This is a genomic window from Streptomyces sp. PA03-6a (assembly GCF_033792765.1).
Taxonomy (GTDB): Bacteria; Actinomycetota; Actinomycetes; order Streptomycetales; family Streptomycetaceae; genus Actinacidiphila.
The window spans coordinates 1-2,915 of the sequence record NZ_JARAVK010000491.1 but is presented as its reverse complement, the minus strand read 5'-3'; the positions used below and the strand labels follow the sequence as shown (position 1 = coordinate 2,915).

Annotated in this window: 2 protein-coding genes; both read left to right on the top strand. The window is 73.1% G+C overall.

Features of this window, described 5'->3' with window-relative positions:
- Positions 1-153 precede the first annotated feature (153 nt).
- Positions 154-1,860, top strand: coding sequence for a glycerol-3-phosphate dehydrogenase/oxidase (locus PV350_RS45915; protein ID WP_499513487.1), 1,707 nt, complete (start codon positions 154-156; stop codon positions 1,858-1,860).
- A gap of 102 nt (positions 1,861-1,962) precedes the next feature.
- Positions 1,963-2,915 (top strand): serine/threonine-protein kinase (locus tag PV350_RS45910; RefSeq protein WP_500339226.1); only part of this gene is annotated, 953 nt, incomplete at its 3' end.

Below are 2,915 nucleotides of genomic sequence, written 5' to 3'. Positions count from 1 at the left end.
GGGTGGGGGATGCCCGCCGCAGGCGCAACGCACCCGCACGGACGAACCGGGGACCGGCGGAGCCCGAAGTAGCCGGGGGCCACGACACGGGTAACGATCGTGGGGACGGGGAATGCGCTGAGGCGCGACCCCGCGTCACGACGGGAGGCCAGGATGCTGACGGCGACACTGGGACCGGCGGAGCGTTCCTCCGCGCTCGCCCGGATGGCGGAGCAGGAACTCGACGTACTCGTGGTGGGCGCGGGCGTCGTGGGCGCCGGGACGGCGCTGGACGCCGCGACGCGCGGGCTGGCGACCGGCATCGTGGAGGCCCGCGACTGGGCGTCCGGGACGTCGAGCCGGTCGAGCAAGCTGATCCACGGCGGGCTGCGCTATCTGGAGATGCTGGACTTCGCCCTCGTCCGGGAGGCCCTCAAGGAGCGCGGTCTGCTGCTCCAGCGCCTGGCGCCGCACCTGGTGAAGCCGGTGCCGTTCCTGTACCCGCTGCAGCACCGGGTGTGGGAGCGCTTCTACGCGGGCGCCGGTGTGACGCTGTACGACACGATGGCGTTTTCCTCCGGGCACGGCCGCGGTCTGCCGCACCACCGCCACCTGAGCCGGAAGAACGCGCTGCGGGTGGCGCCGTGCCTGCGGAAGGAGGCCCTGGTCGGGGCGCTGCAGTACTACGACGCGCAGATGGACGACGCCCGGTACACGATGACGCTGGTCAGGACGGCCTCCGCGTACGGCGCGCTGGCCGCGAACCGGGCCCGGGTGATCGGCTTCCTGCGCGAGGGCGAGCGCGTGGTGGGCGCCCGGGTGGAGGACGTGGAGGCCGGGGGCGTCTACGAGGTGCGCGCCCGGCAGATCGTGAACGCCACCGGGGTGTGGACGGACGACACGCAGGCGCTGATCGGGGAGCGCGGCCAGTTCCACGTGCGGGCGTCCAAGGGGATACACCTGGTCGTGCCGAAGGACCGGATCCACTCCTCGACGGGGCTGATCCTGCGGACCGAGAAGAGCGTGCTCTTCGTGATCCCGTGGGGCCGGCACTGGATCGTCGGGACCACGGACACCGACTGGAGCCTGGACAAGTCGCACCCGGCCGCGTCCAGCGCGGACATCGACTACCTGCTGGAACACGTCAACTCCGTGCTCGCCGTGCCGCTGACTCGGGACGACGTGGAGGGCGTGTACGCGGGCCTGCGGCCGCTGCTGGCCGGGGAGTCGGAGGCCACCAGCCAGCTGTCGCGCGAGCACACCGTGGCGCACCCGGTGCCGGGACTGGTGGTGGTCGCGGGCGGCAAGTACACGACGTACCGGGTGATGGCCAAGGACGCGGTGGACGCGGCCGTGCACGGCCTGGCGCACCGGGTCGCCGAGTGCGTCACCGAGGACGTCCCGCTGGCCGGCGCGGAGGGCTACCACGCCCTGTGGAACGCGCGGGCCCGGATCGCGGCGCGCACCGGCCTGCACGTGGCGCGGATCGAGCACCTGCTCAACCGCTACGGCTCGCTCTGCGAGGAGCTGCTCCAGCTGATCGAGGACGACCCGTCGCTGGGCCGCCCGCTGGGCGCGGCCGACGACTACCTGCGTGCCGAGGTCGTCTACGCCGCATCGCACGAGGGGGCGCGGCACCTGGACGACGTGCTCACCCGGCGCACCCGCATCTCCATCGAGACCTTCGACCGCGGCACGCTCAGCGCCCGTGAGGCCGCCGAGCTGATGGCCCCCGTCCTGGGCTGGGACAAGGAGCAGGTGGAGAAGGAGGTCGAGCACTACGAGAAGCGGGTCGAGGCCGAGCGGGAGTCCCAGCGCCAGCCCGACGACCAGACCGCGGACGCCGCCCGGCTGGGCGCCCCGGACATCGTCCCGCTGTAGCCGCAGCCGGTACGCCGCGTGAGGCGTGGGCCACGGCTTTGACGGTTCCCGTGGCCCGGCCGGATATCGTTCCTTCTCGTAGGTTCCAGGAAGGGGCGCGCGATGTCCGAGCTCGGACGCCTGGTGGCCGGGAGATACCGGCTGGTCGAGCGGATAGGCCGTGGCGGCATGGGCACGGTCTGGCGGGCCGAGGACGAGCTGCTGGGCCGTGCGGTGGCGGTCAAGCGCCTCCACCAGCCCCAGCCGCACCTGCAGGACGACGAGCTGGAGACGTTGTTCGAGCGGACCCGGCGGGAGGCGCGCAGTGCGGCGCGGATCAGTCATCCCAATGTCGTGGTGGTGCACGACGTGGTGGACGACGGGGGTCTGCCGACGATCGTGATGGAGTACGTGCCGTCGACGACCTTGGGTGATCTGCTGAAGGAGCGGGGTCCGGTGGCGCCGGGGGAGGCGGCCCGGATCGGCCGGGGGATGGTGGCGGCGTTGCGTGCGGCGCATGCGGCGGGGGTGCTGCACCGGGATGTGAAGCCGGGCAACGTGCTGTTGTCGGAGTCGGGGCGGGTGGTGCTGACGGACTTCGGGATCGCGCAGGCCTCGGGAACGTCGACGCTGACGCGGACGGGTGAGCTGATCGGTTCGATCGACTTCCTGGCTCCGGAGCGGCTGACCGGTGGTGCTCCGGGTCCTGAGGCGGATCTGTGGGCGTTGGGGGCGACGTTGTTCCAGGCGGTGGAGGGGCGTTCGCCGTTCCGCCGGGACACGGCGATCGAGACGGCGTACGCGATCGCCACCGATGAGGTGCCGGTGGCGGGCCGGGCGGGGTCGTTGGGGCCGGTCATCGCGGGGTTGCTGGTGCGGGAGCCGGAGCGGCGTCTGTCGGCGGCGGAGGCCGAGCGGATGCTGCGGGCGAGCGCCGCCGAGACCGAGACCGCCAGCGTCCCGCGCGAGAGCCTCACCCTGTCGCACACCGCGCCGACCGCCGTCGTCCGGCCCCCGGCACCGGCCGCGCAGCCCGCGCCGTCGCACGCCCCCGAGGGGACCGTGGGGGCGTGCGA

Bases quoted from the DNA above. Each gene is read 5' to 3' on its own strand.
- PV350_RS45915 (WP_499513487.1), top strand. From the start codon at position 154: ATGCTGACGGCGACACTGGGACCGGCGGAGCGTTCCTCCGCGCTCGCC.